Here is a 22,876-nt window from a genome sequence, read left to right on the forward strand (position 1 = left end):
AATGGCATCTCCTTGGAAGTTCTTGAGCCGGTTCGTGCCACCCGGACGCGGGCAAAAGCAAGACGACGGCAAGGTCGCCGACGCGAAGCCGGATGTCTTGGCTATTGCCGGTCCGGACGCAACGGTTTCGGAGGGAGGCTTGGCCTCCGCAAACCCGCCGCTGGCAGATGCTGAGCTACCACGTCCGGCTCTATCCGATCCCGTTTCCGTAGAGCCTGAACCTGTGGGCGGCTATTTGAACGAAGTCAGTGATACGCAAGAGGATGTCGCCGGTATCGTCGCTGGTGGTTCGGCGCTAACCGATGATACTGATCTTGCCGTCGTCCCTCCACCGGCTGCTGAGGATCTTGAGCCGCCTGTCGAGGGAGCAGCGCGCAAGCAGAGGCCACGAGTAAAGAAACCCGAGCCGGTTGTGGTCACTGCGCAAGTCTCTTCAGGCGTCGACACAGCGTCGGATGAGACGATGAGCCTCGACGAGGAGATCAAGATCCTCAGGGGGCAGCTGGCGGCCAAGCTTCAATTGCAGAACGCGCAGCTGAAAAAGATGCTGGAGCGCTTCGAGCGATAACCCGAGCCGACGCCAAATCGCCTAATCAGTTTTCCGGGTAGTATATGTCTTTCAGGCTACATCTTGGTGCCAGTGCATAACAAAGTCCTAGAACGATGACGCGACAGGATCCGGCCGGCCGAACAGTTAATGTGACATGTTCATCGATGCCAAGCGAGCAAGCTAGCTTCTCTTATTTCTCCCTCACGACGGCTCTGATATGGTCAGCTCATGAGAATAAGCACCATCACCAACTGGGCCTACGCTGTTACCGTTGCTTTGACCGCTTTGTCTGGCGCATCCTTCATCATGTCGTCCCGCAGTGCTATCGAAGAGCGTGTTGCAGTAGAGGAGCACCTGGCGCTTGATGTGCTGGCAGAGGAACTTGCTTTAGGCGCGGAGGTTAGAAGTGACGAAGCCCGCCTCTACGTCATGCGGGACGAGGAGCGGCATCTACAAGCATTTCATGCCGAAGAAGAAGCCGAACGGCAGCGGGAAGCTGCGGCATCAAGGCTCGCGTCTCATGGGCTGCCTCCCGCCGCGACGCAGGCGCTTGAGGAAATCGCGCGAGAGGCAGAAGAGCTCGATAAGATAGAAGCATCGGCAGTCCAGGCGTTCCAGGTCGGAGATAAGGCTCGCGCGCAAGAGATTTTGTTTGGCGCGGAGCATGAAAGGCTGCAAACTGCCCTTCTGCAGACTGTAGGCCACTTTCGCGATCTGACGGCAGCGCGCACAGGTTCTCAACTGGCCGCCGCGCGAGCCAGCAGCGACTGGTGGAGCTTTATTGCAAAAATCATGCTTGGGATGACCGGCGCTTTGTTCCTCGCGGTGCTCTACTTCATCTTGAGGCGGCGTGTGACTATGCCGTTGACACGCATGACCGGGATCGTCGGGCGACTGGCGAAGCAGGATTACGCTGTCGAGATTCTTCCCGACCGGCGCCGGGATGAGATCGGCGAGATGAACGAGGCAATCGAAATATTTAGGGCGAACGGCATCGAGAAGGAGCGGCTAGATGCTGAACGACAAGCTGACCAGCGGACCAAGGATCTCATTCTGGAGATGATGCACCGTTTGCAGGCTTGTCAAAATCAGATTGAGCTTGCCGGCGTCGTTGCTCGCCTCGCACCGGAAATATTCCCCGACCTTTCAGGCGGGCTCTATATTCTCAATGAAAGCAGGACGACCCTGATCGGGGCCGCCCTTTGGCGGCAGCCGAAGCATGCGGAGGACAGCTTTCCTGCTTCCTTATGCTGGGGACTACGCCGCGGCCGTCCGCATATGAGCGGCGTCCACGACACAGACGTGCCATGCCAACATCTCGACGGCGCCGATGTGTCGGCGCTTTGTGTACCACTAACAGCGCAAGGGGAGATGATTGGGCTCCTTTACCTGGAGAGGAACGCGGAAGGTATAACCGATCTCACAAGCTCCCGGCTTTACCTCGAGCTGATTGCTGAGAATCTTGGCCTAGCGATCGCCAACCTTCAGCTTCGTGAAAAACTGACGGAGTTTGCCATTCGCGACGCTCACCGGTCTGTTCAACCGCCGCCGCCTGGAGGAGACGCTTCAAACGCGCCTAGCGGACTATCCCAAGGAACCCATTGCATGTCTCATGATCGACATCGATCATTTCAAGCGCTTCAACGATCAGTTTGGTCACGATGCCGGGGACATGGTCATGCGCTATGTGGGGCAGATATTACGTGACACCGTTGGAGATGCTGGCAGCGCTTTCCGGTTCGGCGGTGAGGAATTTACGGTGTTACTGCCCGACCAGGACGAAGAAGGTGGGGCGGTACATGCCGAGGCAATCCGCCAGAAGGTTGATAGCACAACGCTCTCTTTTGCGGGTCAGATGATCGGAACGGTTTCTGTATCCATTGGCCTCGCCGCTTCGCCGGCGGAAGCGGCAATGCGGTTGAGTCTGTGACCCGCTATCCAACTGCATGCCGAGCTGGCCCTGTATGTGAAACAGTAATCGTATCTTAGATGAAAAATCCATACTCCCAATCAGGCGCCTGAATATCGAGTACGGCCTCATCGAAAATCTGAAGCCGAATTGCGGCCTGTTTTAGTTTCTACTTGGCGGCAGCGAGGCGTGCACGAAAACCTTCAGACAATATGGTAGGATCGGTCGAAATATATGAGCCCTCGACCTTCACTACTGGGCTTTAGAGCCAGCACCTCGCAGATAAGTAGATCGTGGCTTCCGCTGGAATGAATAGCAGAAATCCGGCAGTCGAAGGCTGCAAGCGCGTCTTGCAGCACCGGAGCGCCGGTTTCCATCTGCGTCCAGGAACCCAGCGCGAACCGTTCGGCTGCAGGGGTCCTACCCCCAAACAGCTGACAGAGGGGCTGGTGGCTGCCACCGGTGATGTTTACGCAAAGCACACCGTTTTTCATCACCGCCTCGTAGGCCGATGAGCTTCTGTTGATGCAGACGACCAGACTCGGTGGCGTATCGCTGACGCTGCAGACTGCGGTGGCGGCAAATCCGGTGCGCCCTCCAGGTCCATCGGTCGTGACAATATTGATGGCCGCGCCGAGGCGCGCCATGGCGTTGCGAAAACCGAGCTTCAGCTCGTCGGGGACAGCCGTCTGTTCGGCCGATAGCAATATTTGCGTCATTTCAGGTGCTCCGGCTCGAAGTTTAAACAATCCGACAGGCTTGGGAAAAATCGAGACGTGGCAAGCGTCCGAACAGCATGGAAGCATCGCCCTTACCGAGGTTGATGAGGAAATTGGATTTCCACGTCGTTTCGGCGAGAAAAGCCGCATCGACCTTTTGTCTGTCGAAGCCGGAGAGAGGGCCAACGTCGAGCCCGACAGCACGGGCTGCCACGATCAAATAGGCGGCTTGGAGCGTCCCATTGCGGAAGGCAGTCTCCTCTGCAAGTTCCGGACTGCTGGTAAACCAAGAACGGGCGTCGCCATGCGGAAAGAGCTCCGGCAGCTTGTCGTAGAAAACCGTGTCATAGGCGGCAATCACGGTGACAGGCGCAGACATCGTCTTGGCGAGGTTCCCCGACGACAATGCGGGCCTCAGCCTCTCCTTGGCTTCGTCGCTGCGCACGAAGATGAAGCGGGCCGGCGAGCAGTTTGCAGACGTAGGTGCAAACTTGAGAAGATCGTAGAGGGCAATGAGCGTCTCATCCGCAACAGTGCCCGTAAGCCAGCCATTGTGAGATCTTGCTTCGGTAAACAGTGCAGCGCCTGCCTGATTGTCCAGTACCGTAGTAGGCCCTTGGATCGTAGTCATAGCGCCACCGCCGCGCCAAGGGGTATAGCGGGGTCTCGTAGCAGGAAGGAAAGAACAGTTCGGTTGAACGTTTCCGGCTCGCAGACCGAGACTGCATGCCCCCCATAAGACAGCATCTGCAATGTGGCGCCTGGAATGTTGCGTGCCAGCTCTTCGGAGCAGAGCGGCGGGGTCAGGATGTCGTCCTTTGCCACAAGAACAAGCGTCGGCGCCGAAATCTGTGGCAGATAGCCAAGACCGTCGAAGTCGACCACTGCTTCGATGCGAGCGCCGAGGATGGTTTCTGTCGTAGATCCGGCAACGGCCGCCGCCATATCCTTCTCAAGCCTCGGCCATTCGTTCGACACGAAGCGCGGGGGGTAGAGGAAGACCGGCGAGGCCCGGTGATAGCCTTCCTTGCCATGGCTCTCCAGCAGCATCCGGCGCAGGTCGAAGCAGAGCATCATCTGCGGGCAAAGCGTTGCCCATGAGGCATAAAGAACCATACGGTCGAGGCGCTCGGCGTTGCGGGCGGCGATCACCTGGCCGATCGCTCCGCCGGTCGAATGGCCAAGCAGGCTCGCCTTTTCGACGCCGAGGTAGTCCATCAGGCCGATCAGATCTTCGGCAAGTAGTTCAACGCTGTAGGCATGCTCCGAACGGACGCTCTTGCCTGTGCCGCGGTGGTCGTAACGTATGACGGTAAAGTGTTTCGACAGGCCTTCGACATTCGGGTCCCAATAGGAGGCGACCCCGGCAAGGCCCGTCACGAGGAGAAGTGGTGGGCCGTCTCCCTCCATGTCGTAATAGAAATCCGAGCCGCCGATTGTCGCGAAAGGCATTGTTTCTCCTAAGCCCCTGACGGGTAATCTAAGGCGGAGAACTCACCGCCCGTAAAGTGCGTCGTCAATCGATCACGCTGCGCCGCCATGGAGTTCTTACAGTCTTGGCGCCGCGTGCCGGAGAACGAATAGCAAGTCTCTTCAGCTTGGCCGTAGATCAAAGTCGTACCCGCCCTGTTGCCTATTTTCGAACACGGATCAGATCGCTTTGGCATAAGGTTTGCATCACGTCTCCCGTGTAATCCGGAGGCTGCCTGTGAACTTGAATACGTACAAATATTTCAACGAGGTCGCGGAGACTCGATCGATCCGCCGCGCCGCCGACAGGCTGCACGTCGCGCCGTCCGCGATCAGCCGGCAGATTGCCATTCTCGAGCAATCTCTCGGCGCCATGCTTCTGGAGCGCACCAATACGGGCATCCAGCTGACGCCGGCGGGTCTGGTTCTCGAACGGTTCACACGCCACATGTTTCGAGACATGGAGCGTGTTCAGGAAAGCATCCGCAGCCTGAAAGGGCTTCGGCTGGGGGAGGTAAAGATTTGGGTGATCGAAGGTCTGATCATGGATTTCCTGCCCCGCACGATTGCCGACTTCAATGAGCAATTCCCTGCAATCAAGTTCTCGGTCTACTCGGAATCCTCAGATCGGATAGCCGAAGCGCTGACGAGGGACGAGGCAGATATCGGCATTGTCTACAATCCCAAGGGTCGGCCAGGCATCGAGATCATGGCTCAATATTCGGAGCCGGTCATGTGTCTCGTCTCGCCTCTGCATGACTTTGCCAACCGGGATAAGCTTACCCTTGCTGAAATCTGCAGTCAGCAAATCGCGCTGCCGGTAACGAGTTTTGGTCTGCGGCAGCTGTTCGACCAAGCGGTTGCCCGAAACCGTTTCGTGCCGGACATCGTCGTTTCCACCAACAATCTGGAATTGACGAAGAACCTTGCCATGACGGGTCGAACGCTTGCCATCGCTCCCGTCATGGCGGCGCGCAAGGAATTGAGCGACGGGCGTCTCAGGGCCATCCCCATTGAATCTCCTGATTTTGCCGAAGCGACATCGGCTGTCTGCATTCATCGCGACCGGCAGTTGTCCTATGCGGCAAACGAGTTCCTGAAGCGCCTCGTCAAGGCGTTCAAGTCCGCGACCGAGTCCTCGAGCTACCTGAGATAACGAGCATTCGCGTTGCCAAATAGGCAACATGACATGGATCACATTCGATTACGTCCCGCCAAAAATTGCTGCTAGCGTGATCTCCATGAAGACGGGTCAAGCCCGCGAAACTGAAAGGTCAGAGCATGAATTCTGAACAGACATCCGTTGAACTTGGCGTGTTTCTGCCGGTCGGAAACGGTGGCTGGATCACGTCGACGACGAGCCCTCAGTTGCCGGCGACCTATGAGTATAACAAGCAGGTCACCGTGCTTGCCGAGAATCTCGGCTTCGACTTCGCGCTGAGCATGGCCAAATGGCGCGGCTATGGCGGCCCGAGCAAGCACTGGGATGTGACGCTCGAATCCTTGACGACCATGTCAGGCCTGGCCGAGGCGACTAGTCGCATCGGCGTATGGGGCACTGTTCACACAATGATCTTCCATCCGGCTGTGGTAGCCAAGATGGTTGCTGTTCTCGACCAGATCTCGAACGGCCGCTTCGGCCTCAATCTGGTGGCCGGATCCAATCCTGTAGACCAAGGACAGATGGGTCTTTGGCGCGAACTCGACCATGGCGGCCGTTACGAACTGGCGGAGGAGTGGATCACCGTCGCCAAGCGTCTTTGGAGCGAGGAGCGCGTCGATCACGAAGGCAAATTCTACAAGCTGACCGACTGCATGTCGAACCCCAAGCCGGCAAAGCTGCCGCCGATCATCTGTGCCGGCGCTTCAGACAGCGGCTTCCGCTTCACTATCAAGAACTGCACCGGCAGCTTCCTGCTGGGTAGCAACCGCGACGATTTCGTCAAGACGGGACTGCGCGCCAAGGAACTGGCTGCCGAAGCCGGCCGTGCCGATTTCAAGACTTATGGTCTCTTCACCATCGTCCCTGGGGCGACGGACAAGGAGGCGCAGGAACGCGTCGACTATTATAATTCCGGCGTCGATGTCGAAGCACTCGACAACCAGACGCGGGAATATTCCTCAGATCCAAGCCTGAAGCAGAACACCATGGCCAATCGCTTCATCTCGCAGGGTCAGCAGCGCAACTCCATGTCGCCGGCGGCCGTGATCGGGTCGGCGGACACGATTGCCGAGAAGCTTGCCGACATCGTCAAGAACGCAAAGCTGGACGGCATCACTGTCATCGTCCCCGACTTCATCGACGATCTGAAGACCATCGGCACGGACGTGGTGACAGGTCTCTACGAGCGGGGGGTCATGACGACCGCCCACGCGCACCAGCACGGACAAGCATCATGACTGTGATCAACCCGAAGGGCCTGAAGCAACAGAGCTACTACAACCATGCCAAAGTTCGTCCAGGCGTTCCGGTTTTCGCCACCGGTCAGGTCTCTTGGGACGAGAACGGTGCGGTGGTCGGGCAAGGCGACATCGATGCACAGGTCGCGCAGACATACGCCAATGTCGGCCACCTGCTCGAAGGGCTCGGAGCAACCCCTGACGATATCGTCAAAACGGTCACTTACGTTACCGACCCGGGATTTGCGCCTGCCATACATCGCGGCCGGCTGAAATTCTTTGACGGCGTCGAACTGCCGGCCAGCACGTTCATCCACGTCGCGGGGCTCGCGGATCCGGACTTGCTACTGGAGATCGACGTCGTCGTCATGATCCCCGCTACGGACCGGGATGCCTAGCCCAGCACACCTTCACTCCATCATCCGCTCGAACAAAAAAGGGGAACGAGCATGCGCATGATCCTTCAATCGCTGACCCGGCGTCATCTGATGGCGCTTGCCATCGGCGGCACCATCCTGTCTGCGGGGCCACTGCCGGTTTCGCAGGTTTACGCAGCCGATCCGGTCGAGGTCGCGGCACTGTTTACCGGCGCGGTTACCCAAGGTAACTGGGACAAACCGGGCTATGCCGCCTTCGACAAGATGGTGAAGAAGTATAACTTCAAGCCGTCTTATATCGAGAACGCCACCTACGAAAAGGCGCCCGCTATCCTGCGTCAGCTCGCGTCGCGCGGCGTCAAGATGATCATCTGCCACAGCTCCGGCTATTCGGCAGCCATCCAGGAAGTCGCCAAGGAATTTCCCGATACGCAGTTCGTACTCTACAGCTATGCGGCGTCGACGGGTGACCTGAAGAACTACACTGCCTGGTCAGTAAACTGGGACGAGTATGGCTTCATCACAGGGGCTGTCGCTGCGGCGTCGAGCAAGAACAAGCATATCGCCATCATATCCGGCGAAGAAATCCCGTCGGCCAAGCGCGCCCAGGAATTCACCATCAAGGGCGCAAAATCGCTCGTCGGCGATATCCAAGTCGATACGGTCTATACCGGCTCGTTTACCGACGTCGCCAAGGCAAAGGAAATCGCCACCGGCGTCATCGCGCGTGGTGCTGATGTTCTCTTGCCGTCGGCGGACCTGGCCGACGTCGGTACCCAACAGGCTGCGGACGAGGAAGAGGCACACACGATCGGTGCCTATATGGACCAGAGTGCCGCCTATCCGAACGCTGTCATCACCAGTACGGTGCTCAACTTCGACAAGGCCTATGACCAAATGGGTGAACTGATGACCGCCGGCAAGCTCGGCGGCAAGGTCTACCAGATGGACCTCGCCCACGACGGCTGGACGCTTTTCAAACCGTTCAAGCATGTCGATACCAAGGTCGAGGCAGATGTGTTCGCCACCATGGCAAAGATTGCCAAGGGCGAGCTCGACGTCACGAAATAAGTTCGCAAATGCTCAACCGCCCGTATGTCGAACTGACCGGCGTCTCGAAGAGTTTCGTGCCAGGTTTTCCCGTTCTCGAGGATGTGTCGCTCGCCTTCAGGCGCAGCGAGATCCACGCGATCCTCGGCGAGAACGGAGCCGGCAAAAGCACACTGCTCAACATCCTCTTCGGGATGCATCAGCCGGATACGGGCGGCATTCTTCTGGATGGCCGTCAGGTCATCCATCGTTCGCCTGCCGATGCGATCGCCAATCGCATCGGCATGGTCCACCAGCATTTCAAGCTGGTGCCAAGCTTCACGGTTGCCGAAAATCTCCGATTGGCTGCCTCGCCCACTGTGCGCAAGACGTTGGCGCGCAATTCCGACATCACAAGACTTGCCGACCAGTTCGGCCTGTCCGTCGATCCGTCCGCCATGGTCGGTGACTTGCCGCTGTCGCTTCAACAGCGAGTCGAAATTCTGAAAGCGCTGATCAACCAGGCGCAGCTCATTCTTTTCGACGAGCCGACAACAATCCTCAACCCGTCCGAGATCGAGGCCTTCTACCGGGTGTTGCGGCAAATTGCCGACGACGGACGCGCGGTAGTCGTTGTCACACACCATCTCGAAGAGGTATTGGCATATGCCGAGCATGCCTCCGTCATTCGCCGCGGCAAGCTGATCAGCTCCGAGCCGGTCGCAAAGCGTCAACGCAGCGATTTTGTCCGCGAGATGGTCGGCAAGTCGGTCGATCTGGATACATCGCTCGCGACCACGCGCACCGGCGAAGGCGAGGTAGAAATCTCGCTTGATCGCGTCAGCGTCGCCGCAACGCAGTCCTCATCGGGTCTCAAGAATGCGTCACTGACATTGCGGGCCGGCGAGATTGTCGGCGTCGCGGGTGTCGAGGGCAACGGCCAGCGTGAACTGTTCGAACTGCTCGCGGGATTGCGCCGGCCGGAAAGCGGTGCCGTGCATGCACGACGCCGTCATGCGGACGGTCGGGCGGTCGCGGGCCTGGTTCCGGAGGACCGGCATCACGAAGGGCTGGTTCTCGATCTTCCCGTCTCGGTCAACCTTCTCCTGAACAAGATCGGTGAAAAACCCTATTCACGCGGTGGCCGGCTGAGGCATGCGGAGATAACACGTCGGGCGGAAGAGATGCTTGCAGCGTCGGATGTGCGGGCGCGATCGGTGCATGTCACTCCGCGCACACTGTCCGGCGGCAACCAGCAAAAAGTCGTGCTGGCACGGGCGCTGAACGAAGACGCTCCGACGGTGATCGTCTACCAACCGACCCGCGGCCTCGACGTCGCGGCGAGCGAAGAAGTGCTGAAGCGCCTGCGTGCCGCGGCAAACAACGGCAAGGCCGTGCTGATCATTTCCAGCAATCTCGATGAGATCATGCGCGTCAGTGACCGCATTATCGTCCTTTACGCGGGGCAGACGGTCGGCGAGGTCGGACGGGACACATCCCGCGAAATCATCGGAGACCTAATGACCGGCGGTACAAGCCACGGGAGTGCTCAAGCGTGACACCGATCGTTGACGTCAAATCCCAAACTGTCGTCGCTCCCTGGAATGAACGCCTGAGGCGGCTGACTTCTTCCAATGCATTCCTGGTGCTGAGTTCCTTCGGCGTCAGCCTGCTGGTTGGCCTGATTATCCTGGCAAGCCTCGGCGTCGAGCCCTTCGAGGCGCTCGGCGTAATGCTGAGCGGCGCGTTCGGCTCGCGGATGGCGCTTGCCGACACGCTCGTCTTCATGACGCCAAGGCTGTTGGCGGCGCTCGCGGCACTCATTGCGATCCGATGCGGTTTCTACAACCTCGGCGCAGAAGGGCAGCTGCAACTGGGGGCGATCGGCGCCGTTCTGCCTGCGACTATGCTGCCGCCGGAACTCGGCATCCTGCTATTGCCGATCTCGATCGTCAGCGGCGCAGCGTTCGGAGCCTTTTGGGGCCTGATACCGGTCCTCCTCAAGCTATGGCGCGGTGCCAACGAGATCATCGTCACCCTGATGATGAACTTCATCGGCATCTACCTGGTAAAATATCTCGTCCAAGGGCCGCTGCAGCCGCCAGGTTCCGACTTCAACATGTCGGCAAAGATTGCAGACGGGGCAATCCTGCCGGTTCTGATAAGCGGCACGCGGCTGCATGCCGGGGTGTTTCTCGCGCTTCTCGTGGCGTTCGTGCTGTGGCTTCTTCTTTATCACAGCACGTTCGGCGTGCGCCTTCGCGCCGCAGGCCTCAGCCCGCGTGCCGCGCAGCTTCAGGGCATGCCTTTGTCGCGGCTGATCATCAGTTCGATGCTGATTTCCGGCGGTATCGCCGGTATTGCCGGCGCCGGCGAAGTGCTCGGCGTACAATACCGGCTGATCGATGGATTCAGCTCCTCGCTCGGTTTCGACGGTCTGGCGATCGCGCTCCTTGGCAGCCTTGAACCGCTCGGCGCCGTCGTCGTCGCTGTCTATTTCGGTGCGATCAGTAGTGGCACCGTTGCATTGCAGAGCTCGCTCAGCATTCCGGCCGCGCTGGCGCTGATCATGACCGGTCTGCCGATCATCTTCCTCGCCGGCATCCACGGATACAGGTTCCTGAAAGGACGGCCGCTATGGTCTTTGACGCGGTAACATTCGGCCTGCTGCTGGCGTCCGCGATCAGGCTTGCCGCGCCGATCCTGCTGGCATCGCTCGGCGAACTGGTGTCGGAGCGTGCAGGCGTGCTCAATATCGGCCTCGAGGGTATCATGCTGTTCGGCGCCTTCGGTGCCGTCCTCGGGCTCCAGATGTCCGGCACACCCTATGCAGCCGTTGCTGCCGGTGCATTGTGGGGCGTTGGCGCCGCTGCGGTGCTTGGCATCGCCGTCGCCATCCTCCGGGCCGACCAGATCGTCGTCGGCATCGGTTTCAACATCCTGGCGCTCGGGGTAACTTCGCTCTTGCGCGAAATGACGCTGTCGGCCGCCTACCAGGCGCCGTCTCTGCGAAGTGTCTCGAGCTATCGCATACCCTATCTTTCGGAGATCCCGATCGTCGGTCGCGCGATCTTCTCGCAAAGCCCCATCCTCTACGCGGCAGTGATCGTGGCGATCCTGTTCTGGATTTTCTTCCGTTACACCCGTCTCGGCCTCGTCTTCCGGGCCGTGGGCGAGGGGGCGTCTGCCGCCGATGCGGCCGGCATTTCGGTCACTGCCATACGGTTTTCCGCAATGCTGGTGACCGGCGTAATGGCCGGCATTGCAGGGGCCTATCTTACCCTGGTCGCATCCGGCGGCGTATTCGTCGACAACATCACCGGCGGCCGGGGCTATCTTGCCGTCGCGGTGGTCATATTCGGGCGCTGGCATCCGATATGGGTCATGCTCGCCTCCATCCTGTTCGGGGCGGCCGATGCCCTCCAGTATCAGGGGCAGGCGATCGGCTTGGCTATATCTCCGCCGCTCCTGCTGATGTCACCCTTCGTGCTGGCGCTGCTTGCCTGGGTTCTCGTCGGCAAGAGCAAGGCCGGTCCGAGCGAAATCGGCATTCCGTTCCTCAGGGGACAGAAATGAGCATATGCGCGGAGTGGCGACAGATATGCTGAAGCTCTTCTCTTTCGATGCTTCGACGCTCGAGGAGCATCGACGGCTTGCCGCCTGGAGCGAGGTCCTGGCTGGCTTCAAGGCGAAGTCGGTCGGCGACGCCTCGCCGCAGAGTTTCTCCGCGTCGCTTTCCGGCCTGAAGGCACCCTGGGGATTCGTGATGGCGCGGCTCGAGATGTCGGCGCAGCACATTTCGGTCGAGACGCGCGCTTTTTCGGGCAGCATATGGCTCGCGCGAATTGCCGAAGGGGCGGGCACACTGAGGACCGAGCGCGGCAGCATGCCGTTCGAGACCGGCGACATGATTGTTGGCAAGATGCCGCGGGAACTGCGCCTTACGGCGACAACGAAGACCTCGATCGATTACGTTCAGTTCACCGGGTTCCAGAACAGCTTCCGTCTTGCCTCGCTCGCCACCCCGTCCATCGCCCTGCGTCTGGCCGGAGATGTCGGATCGACAACGTTTCTGGCCGACCTCGTGAAGCTGGCGACAGCGCGCGCCGGGACGATGACTGCTGATGAGATACGGCCGCTGGAGATCACGCTGGTGGAATTCTTGATGGCCTCGATCGCTACGACCGGTGCGTCCAGCAATGTGATCGATGGCTCCAGGACAAGGAACGCCATCGCGCTCCGCGCCACCCAGGCGATCGAGCTCAAGCTGTCCGACCCGGATCTTACGCCGAGTGGTATTGCAGACCATCTAGGAATCTCGCTGCGCTACCTGCAAAAACTGTTCGAGGACGTCGGCGAAAACGCCAACCACTACATTCGCCGCCGCCGGCTGGAGCGTTCCCATCAGGACCTGGCGGATCCACTGTATTCCGGCCTGTCGATCGCCGAGATCAGTTATCGCTGGGGCTTCAACGACTCTGCCTATTTCAGCCGTGCCTTCAAGGATCGCTTCGGCATGTCGCCCTCGCAACACAGGGACCACTGGCGTTCTCAGGAACTCACCTGGTCTAAGGCGCGACCGGACATGCGCGCAAGGCAGCCCTCCGACTTGCGGATCGCCCGTTAGCTGGCGCTGCGTTCTTTTTTAGAAGCGGCTGGCAAGCCTCAACTTAGTGTTTTCGCATGCCGTCAGTGTCTGGAGCTCATGCTCCCGCCCGGCATGTCAAGTCTCATACGATAGGACATTCATGCCGAACCTGTCTCTCGCCGAAAGCGGTCAGCCCTCTGCCCCGGCCTCCCAGGTCGGCAAGGGCGTGGCTCTGATGCTGCTCGCTGTTATGTTCATTGCCCTGATCGATCCCGCCGCCAAATATGCCAGCCGTCATCTGCCGGTTCTGCAGGTAGTCTGGGCCCGTTATGCCTTTGGCTGTCTGACGGCATTCGCACTCTTCCGGCCGAGCCTCGACCCGCGCCGCTGGGGCATTCGGCGGCCCGGCCTGCAGGCTCTGCGGGCTGCTTGCCTTTTCGGTTCAACGGCCTTCAACTTCCTTGCGCTGCGAGATATGGGACTGGTCGAGAACCAGGCCATCGTCATGCTTGGCCCCGTCGTCATCACCGCCCTGTCGATCCTGCTGTTTCGCGAGCGTCTCCAGTTGTTGGTAGGGCTGGGGCTTCTTCTGGGGCTGGTCGGCGCACTCCTCGTTATCCAGCCGGGTGCCGATGTGTTCAAGCTTTCGGCGGTCTACGCGGTCGGCAATGTCCTGAGCTATGCCTTTTATGTGCTTCTCTCGAAGCGCCTGCTGTCGACGGAATCGATGCTGAGCTTGAACATTGTCGCGGTCGCTCTTCCCGCCATTGTGCTCAGCATTGCCGTGGTGCCTATCTGGCAGTGGCCTGACGACTCCAGCGGCTGGGTGGCAATGGTTTTGGTCGGCATCATTGGCGGGCTCGGCCACTTCTTCCTGGTAGTCGCCCACCGGCACGCACCAGCAAGCACGTTGGCGCCGCTTGCCTATACCCAGCTCTGCTGGGCTCTCGCAGGCGGGTTGCTGATCTTTGCGGAATTGCCCGACCTCCATACGGTGGCTGGCGCAGTCGTCGTTCTGGCTTCAGGCGCGGTGGTCATGGCATCCGGGCGTCGCTGAGGCCTGGATCGGGACTCCTATCCCGATCCATCTGTCTTGCGCGGGATCAGGCCGATACGACGGCTGTGCTGATGATCTCGACCAGGTATTCCGGTTTGACCATGTCGGCCTTCAGGCATGCCCGTGCCGGCAGCGCTTCCTTGAAATATTCGACATAGACCGCATTCATCTTGTGGTAGTCCGCAAGGTCTTTCAGGAAGATCTGGTTGAAGGTAACATCGGCCATCGTGCCGCCGGCCGTCTCGACGACTTCCTTGACGCTGTCGAGAACGCGGCGGGTCTGAACCTCAATATCGCCGACGCCGACGGTGCTGCCGTCATAGGGGTCGGTCGCCAACATCCCGGCAACATAGATGTGGTTGCCGGCCTTCACGCCCCAGTTCAGATGGTTGGTGCCGTTGGCCGTTTTGCCGATGATCCAGTCTTTGGGATGGATGGGAGTGTTCATCTCAAGATCCTTGTGTTGTCCGATGGCGCAGCAGTCAGTGCGGCGGTCGAGAACTGCATGATAGTACCCGCCATGGCTGAGTGTTTGGACAAACGCGCACAAAGATCGGACGGCTCGAAGCCAATGGTTTGCGGGGAGGGGAGGGCTTGCTAGACCGAGGTCCAAAATCAGACATCGCGCCCGACCGGAAGGAACACGGCCATGAAGTACAACTATCTCGGCAGAAGCGGCGTCAAGGTGTCCGAACTCTGCCTGGGCGCCATGATGTTCGGCGGCGCGGCCGACGAAGCCACGTCCAGCAAGATTATTTCAAGCGCTCGGGATGTCGGCGTCAATTTCATCGATACGGCCGACATGTATAATGGCGGTGAATCCGAGCGCGTCGTCGGCAAGGCAATCGCAGCCGACCGCGACCACTGGGTTCTTGCCACCAAAGTCGGCAATCCGATGGGCGCCGGCCCGAACGAAAGGGGCATGTCTCGTAAATGGATCACGCAGGCGGTAGATGCCAGCCTGAAGCGCCTGGGCACCGACCATATAGACCTTCTCTACATCCATAAGGCCGACTTCGAAGCACCGCTGTCTGAAATGGTGCATGCATTTGCAGACCTTATCCGCATGGGCAAGATCAGCTATTTCGGCGTCTCGAACTTCAAGGCGTGGCGCATGGCCGAGACCATGGCGCTTGCTGACAAGGCCGGCATCCAGGGACCGATCGCCACCCAGCCGCTCTACAATCTGGTTAATCGCGAGGCTGAGGTCGAGCAGCTTCCGGCGGCGAACTTCTATGGCGTCGGTGTCGTCACCTACAGCCCGCTGGCACGCGGCATCCTCACCGGCAAGTACAAGCCAAATGCGGCACCGGAGCAGGGAAGTCGGGCCGGCAGAGGCGACGTAAGGATGATGGAAGCCGAATGGCGTCCGGAATCGCTGCTTGTCGCTGAAAAGCTCGCAGAGCATGCGGAAGCAAAGGGCGCCAAGTCGGCGCATATCGCCCAGCAATGGGTGATGCGCAACAAGCTTGTTTCCTCCGTGATCGTCGGGCCCCGCACGATGGAGCAGTGGCAGGACTATATCGACGCGCTCGACTACAGCTACACGCAGGCCGACGAAGCCTTCATCGATCAGCTTGTCTCGCCGGGCAAGACATCGACGCTCGCACCTAGCGACCCGCATCATCCGGTCGAAGGGCGTTACATTGCACTCGCCGAAGAAGGCTGACGGCGGATCGACCTTGAATACCTTTAGCCTCAACGGTGGTCGTGTTTGTCGTCGTTGGAAAAATCTAGTAACGGGCGATCTGGGGTGCTCAGCCGCCCAGACATCCGCAGGCCTAGAGGGCTTTTCCTGGTGCCACACCGAGATCTGCTGAGCATCAAGTAGTTACGCATTGGCGATCGAATAACGCGCCTCTGGTTCAAATCTGTTCAAGGCGTTCGCTGTTCGGTGTTAGGCTTGCCGACTAGGATCGTGGGGAAATATAAAGGGCTGGCCGTAGCAACTACGGTCAGCCCTTTTTGAAGATTGCTCAAGCCGCCGTCGGTAATGAGCTCACATCCAGCGGTTCTGGTTGACTCGTCCGGGGGAAAAACAATCGCCTTCGCTATTTCGGTCGGACTCACAGGCTAATCCAACAATCATAGATTATTAGCAGACCTCACGAAATCAGCGAGTTCCTTATTAAAGCGATGTGGCTCTTCGTAAAATGGGCTATGCCCGCTATGAGAGAAGATCGAGAGTTGGCTATTCAGATGGATAGCCTTAATTCTCTCCAACATCGCAATGCGTACCAACCTGTCGTGAACGCCATACGTCAAAAGAATCGGACCGGTATAGGCTTTAAAGACGGGTTCCAGATCGGTCGTCTTCGTTTGGAGAAAACCTTCATACACGGTACGTCCAGTCATACCGTTGATGACAAGCATCCGCTGCATCTCTAGCTCGGAAGGGGGCTGGTGGAAGCATGCGGCAAGAAAATCAGCCGTCCCTTTAGTTCTTGTCGCTAGATCGTGAGAGACCGTTGGGCCAATGAAGTCGACCGTTTCCTTGCTGAAAAGGTCGGGTGATAGCTTTGTGACCGCATCCACCAGATTTACGCCAGCGATTGCCTCGCCACCATATTTACGAAGGTAAGCTCCCGCAACGTAGCCACCGAGCGACCAGCCCACTATTACGGGCCGGCGAAGTTTTGACGCACTGATGATAGCCGCCACGTCGTCCGCCCAATTATCCGCCTCTGAATAAGCATCCAGCGACGTCGGTTTGTCGGAGTCTCCGTGTCCGCGCAGATCGAAGGTAACAATCCTGAAGTTCTGGAGAGCTGGGTCGGATAGTTGCTTCTCCCAGCTTAAGCGGCTCTGCCGCAGGCCGTGGATGAACAAAATCTCGGGAGCTTTGGGATCGCCCTGCACCTCGCCCACAAGCATCGTGCCGTCGCTTGAGCGGGCGGTGACTGCATCGCGGGCGATATCCCTTTCCTTGACGGCGACTTCTTTAATCACGGTAGGCGCCGCATAAACGTGCGGCGCACCTGTTGCCGTACCGATTGTCAGGGCAAATAACCCGGCCATTCCTGAAATTAATGTACGTCGTGAATGATGCATACGTCTTTTTCCTCGTTGTTTAGTGAGCGCTAGTCAACATTCTTGACTTCCGTTGTCAAGTGTTGTTTAGTAACCGCTATGAAACATAGTGAAAAATCACGCGGCGGCAGACCTTGGAGCTTTGACCGGGAAAAGGCTGTCGAAACCGCGATGCGCTTATTCTGGCGAAGCGGGTACGAGGGTGTGTCGGTCGGCGAGTTGACAAAGGCAATTGGTATCGCCCCTCCAAGCCTTTATGCCGCTTTTGGCAGCAAGGCCGGGCTCTATCGGGAAGCGCTCGACCTCTACGAGGAGAAATTCGCATCGCTCGATCTGGACTTAGCAGAAAAGGCTGCCTCCCTTGCGCAGGCCGTGCGGGCATTATTGGAGGGGGCGGTGAGGGCTGTCACGGATCCAGACAGGGAGGGCGGGTGCATGATCTCCAGCGGCATGACCGCCTGTCATTCAGAGCACGCCGCGCTTGCTCGCAACGCAGCGGCTCGGCGTGATGCCATGCGAGAGCGTATAGCAAAGACGCTGGCGCCGTTCGTAACCGATGGCCAAACACCGCCTCTCGAGCGCTACCTGTCGGCTGTGCTACAAGGCATCTCGATCCAGGCGCGGGATGGCGCAACGCAGGCGGAGTTGCAAGAGATTGTGGAGAATGTCGTTTTAGGTGTTGAGCGTGTTAGTGCTTCGAGCTGCAGAAGGGTGCCAAGCTTCTAGCCATCAGGCCTGATCATGGCCGGGGGAAAATTATCGCGAAGTGAATCGATTGCGATTAGGGGACTATCATAGCTTTCATCTTGGCATCGCGACGGCCCACGCCGACAGCGGTTAGCTGACATGGTCAACGCGTTTCGTTTCATCCAAGTTGGATTGCTTTTTTTGTGCCAGAGCCGACACCTCGCTACGAGAGGCCGACCGTCTGGCGTGTCCAAATGTAACGGGGAAACAGGCTTGTGTGTGCCGAGCGCACTGAGCACGGCGTCTTGACCGTTGACAGCCTGGCGCAAAGCCTTCTCATCCGAGCGTCTGCAACGGCGAACTTTGCTACCCTCGTGGGCGGCGATCTTGGCGATATCGCGAACGCCGATCATGGCTAGCCCTTCGCGGGCATGGGATCGAAGCGAACATCCGCGTGTATTCTCGGCTGAGTTGCGACGCGCTCTCCTATCCGCCCGCAAATGCTGCTGCTGTCGCGTCGGTGTCGCCGAACCACTGCCGTGTCGCAACGCATTCAGCAGTCTCTCGATTTCAGTGGAAGTGGACTTCGCAACCAGGCTGCTTGCAGATCTGCTGCATCACATCGTCTTTCCGCTTATCCCGCCAGACTGGATCACGGCTGTCGAACACGATCGGCTTGAGATAGTCGGTCGGGTCGACCAGCCAGCGAATTGCCGGACGGTCGGTCTGCGGCATTTTCATCAGATCCAGCTGCTCCAGATATCCGGCATAGACCGAAAGCGAGGAGGCCTCCCGCGTTGCCGTACCGGACGTCAGGTGATTGGGCACGAATATCTTCGGTTTCAGCGCCTCCTGATACTGGATGAGATCGCGCAGGCCGTTGTTGTTGAAATTCCCGCTGGAGGCCGTTCCCATCTGAACGTCGGTCGGAGGAAGAGCTTTCAAAAGCGCCACGATCCGGCGTCCGTCTTCCAGCGTTCCATCCCATCCGCGGCCCTTGCCTTCCTTGAGTGCGCCGGCGGAATTGTGCCAGACAAAGGAGAAATGGCTGCCGCTGCGCAGGATGAAGCTGAAGAACAGGCTTTCACCTCCACCAGGCTCGCCGCCGGTCTCTAGGTTCAACTGCCCGGTGAGCGGCGAATTGGTCTTTTCGTCCGGCGTCAGGGCAACACCCTTCGGAAAGAGATCGGCATCGCGCGGATCGACGACGATCTTCACCGGCGTCGGCGGAAAGGAAAGGTCGGGCGGAACCGCAACGGAGTGAAGATGGCGGAACGCCACGACGCAGGCTTGCGGCTCAATCACGTCGAGTTGGAGTATTTCCGTCCCCGGCGTGGACCCCTTCGAGGTGACTGCGGTGCAGTCGATCTTCGATGACGGGTCGAGTTTCGCGACCGCGTCCTTCATGATCAGCGGGTCCGTCTTCATGCGTTCGAGATCGGCGGCCATGACGCCGCAGGTTTCCTCCGTCGCAAAGATGCGGGCGCCGGTCTTGCCCGCGATATAGGCGGCATTGTCGGCATGGTCGTTATGCCCGTGGCCGAGCAGAATGGCTTCCGGGTTGAGGTCCACCATGTCCTTGATGACGATCGGCGTCCGTCCGGCCTCGACTTCGAGACGTGTGACATAGGTGTCCATGTAGAATACGCGGCCCTCGACCGATGTCGCGAATGTCGAGTTCGACAGCCAGGAAAAGATCACCTTGTCATCGGGCAGCTTGCCGGTGGCGGCATCGACATTCTCGATGCCAAAGATCTTCTGCCGGGCAGCGATTGTCTCGACCAAACCGGCGTGGCCGGCGCTGGGCGTCAGGATGCTGGCGGCCAGCAGGCTCAATGCAGTCATGCTACGGATCATGAAACTCTCCTCCAGGTTCACGTCTTGGATGATTCTCGAAAATGACGGCTCAGTCCTCCTCGACGAACACCTTGTCGCGCTTCGAACGTATGGATGGCAGCAATGCGATGACGATGCACGCGAGGCCGACGGCAAGAAGGCTTGCCGCGATCGGATTGGTCACGAATACCATCGCATCTCCCCGCGAAATGATCATTGCCCGCCGGAGATGTTCTTCCAGCAACGGTCCGAGAACGAAGCCGAGCAGCAGCGGCGCCGGCTCGCAACCCATGCGGATGAGAAGGAAACCGAGTATCCCGGCGACAATGATCGCATAGACGTCGAACGGGTTGCTGTTGATCGAGTAACATCCGATAGCCGCGAACACCACGATGGCCGGAAACAGCATGCGATAGGGGATGGTCAGCATCTTGACCCACAATCCGATCAGCGGCAGGTTGAGGATCACCAGCAGGAGATTGCCGATCCACATCGATGCGATAATTCCCCAAAACAGCGCCGGCTGGCTGTTGATGACATCAGGACCGGGGGTGATGCCCTGCAGGATGAAAGCTCCGACGATCAGCGCCATCACCGGATGAGCCGGAATTCCCAGTGTCAGCAGCGGAATGAATGAGGTCTGTGCGGCGGCATTGTTCGCGCTTTCAGGACCGGCAACGCCTTCGATGGCACCGTGGCCGAACTCTTCCGGATGTTTCGAAAGGTTTTTTTCGGCCGAATAGCTGGCAAAGGACGCCAAGACATGGCCACCGCCGGGCAACACGCCGAGGATCGAGCCGAGGATGGTGCCGCGGATCACCGGTCCGGTGATCCGGCGAAAATCTTCCTTGCTGAGCCAGAGGTTCATCACCCTCTTGACGCCGACTTCGCGATCGCTCTCGTCCTGGAGATTGCGGAAGATCTCGGCTACGCCGAACACGCCAACCGCTATGGAGACGAAATTGATGCCTTCGGTGAGTTCCATCTGTCCGAAGGTGAACCGTTCCTGGCCGGTATAGATGTCCTGCCCGACCGTGCCGAGAAGCAGGCCGACGACGATCATCCCGAGCGCCTTCAGGACCGAGCCGTGTGCCAGCGAAATGGAGACAAGAAGACCGAGCACGATCAGTGCGAAATATTCGGGCGCTCCGAACTTCAACGCCACCGAGGCGAGCGGAGGAGCGGCAATTGCCAGGAGCAGGGTCGCCACGCAACCGGCGAAGAACGAGCCGAGTGCGGCCGTCGCCAGCGCCTGCCCGGCTCGGCCCTTGCGGGCCATCTGGTAGCCATCGATCGCCGTCACGGCAGACGAACTCTCTCCCGGCAGGTTGATCAGAATGGCGGTGGTCGAGCCGCCATACTGGGCACCGTAATAGATGCCCGACAGCATGATCAGCGAGGTGACCGGCGAAAAGGTGAAGGTGATCGGCAATAGCATGGCGATCGTCGCGGTCGGCCCGATGCCTGGGAGGACGCCGACTAGCGTCCCCAGCAGGACGCCGACGAAGCACCAGACGATGTTGACCGGAGTAAGAGCTGTCTCGAAGCCGAGTGAGAGATTGGAGATAAGATCCATCATTACAATTACCTCAGCGTCCGAAGACTGGTCCGAAAGTCGGCAGCGTCACGGCAAGACCGATCTTGAAAATCACGAAACAGAGCACGGCCATCACGAGCGCCATGACACCCGCAGAGAAAACCGTGTTCTTGCGGGATGCCATCGCCGACATGAACGTGCAGATGACGACCACCGGTACCAGTCCGAGCGGTCTGGCGCCGGCACCGAAGATCGCCAGTGCCAGGCAGACGAGCACGAGCGCCCGCCAGGACACTGGACCGTCATGCGCCTCAGGGACCTTTCGAAAGCCGGCGATCATCGTGAAGGCGCCGAATATCGCAAGCAGAACCGCGAGCACGACGGGAAAGAACCCTGGGCCCATCTGCGTCGCAGTGCCGAATTCGTAGCGGGATCCCTGGATTGCGAACAGTGCTGCAATCGCGATGAAGATCCCGCCGGCGACCACGTCGCGCCGACTTCCTTGTTGTTGTTCAGTCATGGTTCCCTCCCTGTGCAGCCACTTCCTGATGGTTAGAGGATATTCGATCCAGCGATTGCTTCGCAGACAGCGTCGGTGACTTGCTGGGTATTGGCGGTTCCGCCGACGTCGGGGGTGAGGATGCCGGCCTCGGTAACGCGTTCGACGGCGCTCATCAGCCGGGTTGCTGCGTCCTTTTCACCGAGATGTTCGAGCATCTGCGCGGCGGTCCAGAAGGTTGCGACCGGATTGGCAATACCCTTGCCGGTGATGTCGAAGGCGGAGCCGTGGATTGGTTCGAACATCGACGGGAAACGGCGTTCCGGATCGATATTGGCGGTCGGTGCGACACCGAGCGAACCGGCCAGCGCGCCGGCCAGGTCGGACAGGATGTCGGCGTGCAAATTGGTGGCGACGATGGTGTCTAGGCTCTGCGGCTTTAGCGTCATGCGCACGGTCATGGCATCGACGAGCATCTTGTCCCAGGTGACGTCGGGAAACTCCTTCGACACTTCGGCGGCGATCTCGTCCCACATCACCATGCCGTGGCGCTGGGCGTTCGACTTGGTGACGACCGTCAGAAGCTTGCGCGGACGTGCCTGGGCGAGCTTGAAGGCGTAGCGCATGATGCGGGTGACGCCGACGCGGGTGAAGATCGCCACCTCGGTGCCGACTTCTTCCGGCAGGCCCTTGTGGGCGCGGCCGCCATGGCCGGAGTATTCGCCTTCCGAGTTTTCGCGTACGATCACCCAGTCGAGATCACCCGGGCCGCAATTGCGCAAGGGTGGCGTGATGCCCGGCAGGACCTTGGTCGGACGGACATTGGCATACTGGTCGAAACCCTGGCAGATCGGCAGGCGCAGACCCCAGAGCGTGATATGGTCCGGCACGTCCGGCGCGCCGACCGCGCCAAAGAAGATGGCGTCGAACTTCTTCAGCTGCTCGAGGCCGTCGGCAGGCATCATCACGCCGTTTTTTTTGTAATAGTCCGAGCCCCAGTCGAAAGTCTCGGTATGAATGCTGAAGTCGCCGCTACGTTTCTCTAGCGCTTCCAGGACCTGCAGTCCCGCAGCAATCACTTCGGGACCGATCCCGTCCGCGGGGATCGCAGCTATCTTGTATTCACGCATCGTGGTTCTCGACTAAGGGAGTTAAGGGAGACTTGGGCAGCGCAACATCAGGGTTGCG

General features: G+C 59.3%; 22 protein-coding genes and 1 pseudogene. 14 read left to right on the top strand and 9 right to left on the bottom strand.

From position 1 onward, the window contains the following. Positions 1-139 precede the first annotated feature (139 nt). From ACQY1L_RS23805 to ACQY1L_RS23815, 3 genes and pseudogenes are all read left to right on the top strand, one after another. Entirely contained in the window at positions 140-568 is a 429-nt protein-coding gene (locus tag ACQY1L_RS23805) for a hypothetical protein (RefSeq protein WP_430246156.1), read from the top strand. A gap of 855 nt (positions 569-1,423) precedes the next feature. Next, positions 1,424-1,966, top strand: a pseudogene (locus tag ACQY1L_RS23810) (GAF domain-containing protein); the annotation flags it as partial. A gap of 94 nt (positions 1,967-2,060) precedes the next feature. After that, the gene (locus ACQY1L_RS23815; RefSeq protein ID WP_430246154.1) at positions 2,061-2,480 is read left to right on the top strand and encodes a GGDEF domain-containing protein; all 420 of its coding nucleotides are present in this window, start codon (positions 2,061-2,063) and stop codon (positions 2,478-2,480) included. Positions 2,481-2,662: 182 nt separating this feature from the next. Here ACQY1L_RS23815 and ACQY1L_RS23820 read toward each other — a convergent pair whose 3' ends face one another. The 3 genes from ACQY1L_RS23820 to ACQY1L_RS23830 are packed head-to-tail and all read right to left on the bottom strand — an operon-like array spanning position 2,663 to position 4,630. Beyond that, positions 2,663-3,178: a flavin reductase gene (locus ACQY1L_RS23820; protein WP_430246152.1), complete on the bottom strand. Its 516-nt coding sequence runs from the start codon at positions 3,176-3,178 to the stop codon at positions 2,663-2,665. A 22-nt stretch (positions 3,179-3,200) separates the two neighbouring features. Next, positions 3,201-3,809: a malonic semialdehyde reductase gene (locus ACQY1L_RS23825; protein ID WP_430246151.1), complete on the bottom strand. Its 609-nt coding sequence runs from the start codon at positions 3,807-3,809 to the stop codon at positions 3,201-3,203. Continuing rightward, positions 3,806-4,630: an alpha/beta fold hydrolase gene (locus ACQY1L_RS23830; RefSeq protein ID WP_430246149.1), complete on the bottom strand. Its 825-nt coding sequence runs from the start codon at positions 4,628-4,630 to the stop codon at positions 3,806-3,808. The genes ACQY1L_RS23825 and ACQY1L_RS23830 overlap by 4 nt, the downstream gene beginning before the upstream one ends. 256 nt (positions 4,631-4,886) lie before the next feature. On the opposite strand from ACQY1L_RS23830, the gene ACQY1L_RS23835 reads away from it, so the two are divergent. From ACQY1L_RS23835 to ACQY1L_RS23875, 9 genes are all read left to right on the top strand, one after another. After that, on the top strand, positions 4,887-5,804 hold the full coding sequence (locus tag ACQY1L_RS23835) for a LysR family transcriptional regulator (RefSeq protein ID WP_430246147.1): 918 nt from the start codon (positions 4,887-4,889) through the stop codon (positions 5,802-5,804). A 125-nt stretch (positions 5,805-5,929) separates the two neighbouring features. Beyond that, a complete protein-coding gene (locus ACQY1L_RS23840) occupies positions 5,930-7,048 on the top strand; it encodes an LLM class flavin-dependent oxidoreductase (protein WP_430246145.1) in 1,119 nt (372 codons plus the stop codon). Next, a complete protein-coding gene (locus ACQY1L_RS23845; RefSeq protein WP_430246143.1) occupies positions 7,045-7,446 on the top strand; it encodes a RidA family protein in 402 nt (133 codons plus the stop codon). The genes ACQY1L_RS23840 and ACQY1L_RS23845 overlap by 4 nt, the downstream gene beginning before the upstream one ends. Before the next feature lie 51 nt (positions 7,447-7,497). Continuing rightward, complete coding sequence (locus ACQY1L_RS23850) at positions 7,498-8,496, top strand: BMP family protein (protein ID WP_430246141.1); 999 nt, start codon at positions 7,498-7,500, stop codon at positions 8,494-8,496. 8 nt (positions 8,497-8,504) lie between these two features. Then, entirely contained in the window at positions 8,505-10,013 is a 1,509-nt protein-coding gene (locus ACQY1L_RS23855) for an ABC transporter ATP-binding protein (protein WP_430246139.1), read from the top strand. Then, positions 10,010-11,110: an ABC transporter permease gene (locus tag ACQY1L_RS23860; RefSeq protein WP_430246137.1), complete on the top strand. Its 1,101-nt coding sequence runs from the start codon at positions 10,010-10,012 to the stop codon at positions 11,108-11,110. Before ACQY1L_RS23855 ends, ACQY1L_RS23860 begins: the two co-directional genes overlap by 4 nt. After that, on the top strand, positions 11,092-12,030 hold the full coding sequence (locus tag ACQY1L_RS23865) for an ABC transporter permease (protein ID WP_430246136.1): 939 nt from the start codon (positions 11,092-11,094) through the stop codon (positions 12,028-12,030). Before ACQY1L_RS23860 ends, ACQY1L_RS23865 begins: the two co-directional genes overlap by 19 nt. Positions 12,031-12,055: 25 nt before the next feature. Beyond that, the gene (locus tag ACQY1L_RS23870) at positions 12,056-13,081 is read left to right on the top strand and encodes a helix-turn-helix domain-containing protein (RefSeq protein WP_430246134.1); all 1,026 of its coding nucleotides are present in this window, start codon (positions 12,056-12,058) and stop codon (positions 13,079-13,081) included. 121 nt (positions 13,082-13,202) lie between these two features. Continuing rightward, positions 13,203-14,099 carry a DMT family transporter gene (locus ACQY1L_RS23875; protein WP_430246132.1) on the top strand — a complete coding sequence of 299 codons (897 nt, stop codon included), beginning with the start codon at positions 13,203-13,205 and terminating at the stop codon, positions 14,097-14,099. A 46-nt stretch (positions 14,100-14,145) separates the two neighbouring features. Here ACQY1L_RS23875 and ACQY1L_RS23880 read toward each other — a convergent pair whose 3' ends face one another. Then, positions 14,146-14,547 (bottom strand): Rid family hydrolase, encoded by a 402-nt coding sequence (locus tag ACQY1L_RS23880; RefSeq protein WP_430246130.1) that lies wholly within the window; start codon positions 14,545-14,547, stop codon positions 14,146-14,148. A gap of 201 nt (positions 14,548-14,748) precedes the next feature. On the opposite strand from ACQY1L_RS23880, the gene ACQY1L_RS23885 reads away from it, so the two are divergent. Then, the gene (locus tag ACQY1L_RS23885) at positions 14,749-15,768 is read left to right on the top strand and encodes an aldo/keto reductase (protein ID WP_430246128.1); all 1,020 of its coding nucleotides are present in this window, start codon (positions 14,749-14,751) and stop codon (positions 15,766-15,768) included. Positions 15,769-16,184: 416 nt separating this feature from the next. Here the strand turns inward: ACQY1L_RS23885 and ACQY1L_RS23890 are convergent, their stop codons facing one another. Next, a complete protein-coding gene (locus ACQY1L_RS23890) occupies positions 16,185-17,150 on the bottom strand; it encodes an alpha/beta fold hydrolase (RefSeq protein ID WP_430246126.1) in 966 nt (321 codons plus the stop codon). 78 nt (positions 17,151-17,228) lie between these two features. On the opposite strand from ACQY1L_RS23890, the gene ACQY1L_RS23895 reads away from it, so the two are divergent. Then, positions 17,229-17,855 carry a TetR/AcrR family transcriptional regulator gene (locus ACQY1L_RS23895; RefSeq protein WP_430246124.1) on the top strand — a complete coding sequence of 209 codons (627 nt, stop codon included), beginning with the start codon at positions 17,229-17,231 and terminating at the stop codon, positions 17,853-17,855. Between the two features lie 531 nt (positions 17,856-18,386). Here ACQY1L_RS23895 and ACQY1L_RS23900 read toward each other — a convergent pair. Genes ACQY1L_RS23900 through ACQY1L_RS23915 form a run of 4 tightly spaced genes read right to left on the bottom strand, consistent with a single transcriptional unit; the run spans position 18,387 to position 22,818 of the window. Beyond that, a complete protein-coding gene (locus ACQY1L_RS23900) occupies positions 18,387-19,673 on the bottom strand; it encodes a hypothetical protein (RefSeq protein ID WP_430246122.1) in 1,287 nt (428 codons plus the stop codon). 49 nt (positions 19,674-19,722) lie between these two features. Then, a complete protein-coding gene (locus tag ACQY1L_RS23905) occupies positions 19,723-21,231 on the bottom strand; it encodes a tripartite tricarboxylate transporter permease (protein WP_430246120.1) in 1,509 nt (502 codons plus the stop codon). A 10-nt stretch (positions 21,232-21,241) separates the two neighbouring features. Next, positions 21,242-21,709, bottom strand: a complete 468-nt coding sequence (locus ACQY1L_RS23910) for a tripartite tricarboxylate transporter TctB family protein (RefSeq protein WP_032488983.1) — start codon at positions 21,707-21,709, stop codon at positions 21,242-21,244. 32 nt (positions 21,710-21,741) lie between these two features. Continuing rightward, positions 21,742-22,818, bottom strand: coding sequence for a tartrate dehydrogenase (locus ACQY1L_RS23915; RefSeq protein ID WP_032488981.1), 1,077 nt, complete (start codon positions 22,816-22,818; stop codon positions 21,742-21,744). Between the last annotated feature and the right edge of the window lie 58 nt (positions 22,819-22,876).

Origin of the sequence: Neorhizobium sp. DAR64862/K0K3 (genome assembly GCF_050500185.1) — a bacterium.
In the GTDB taxonomy this organism is placed as follows: Bacteria; Pseudomonadota; Alphaproteobacteria; order Rhizobiales; family Rhizobiaceae; genus Neorhizobium; species Neorhizobium soli.